The following is a 416-nucleotide window of genomic DNA, read 5'->3' as shown; positions in this document are numbered from 1 at the left end:
TGGCCAGCAGCCGCCGCTCGGTCGCGGGGCCGGTCAGGCCGGGGTAGGCGGCGGCGTTGACCGTGCGGACCGACGGCGTCCCGTTGGCGCGCAACGTGCCCTGGACGTCGTAGCTGAAGCCGGTGCCCGGGTCGCCGCCGTTCACCGCGGTCCACAGGAAGTCGCCGATCTTGGCGCGCAGCTGCGGGCCGGGCTTGCCGCCGTCGTGGCCGCCGGTGTACCAGATGGTCTTGACCTTGCCGCCCGCCGCGGTGATCTGCCGGGCGCTGGCGTCGGACTGGTCGAGGCCGAACAGCGTGTCGCTTTCGCCCTGCACGAGCAGCGTCGGGATGGTGATCTTGCCGGTCACGGACACGGGGGACACGCGGCGCAGCAGGTCGACGCTCGCCTGGCTCGCCTGCCCGGTGGTGCCGAGC

General features: G+C 73.8%; 1 protein-coding gene. It reads right to left on the bottom strand.

Features of this window, described 5'->3' with window-relative positions; genetic code table 11:
* Positions 1 to 416: alpha/beta hydrolase family protein (locus tag G3I65_RS01380; protein WP_375336659.1), on the bottom strand; the 416-nt coding region annotated here is incomplete at both ends.

Source organism: Amycolatopsis sp. SID8362, assembly GCF_010550475.1.
Classification (GTDB): domain Bacteria; phylum Actinomycetota; class Actinomycetes; order Mycobacteriales; family Pseudonocardiaceae; genus Amycolatopsis; species Amycolatopsis eburnea.
This window is presented reverse-complemented; position numbering and strand designations above follow the sequence as displayed.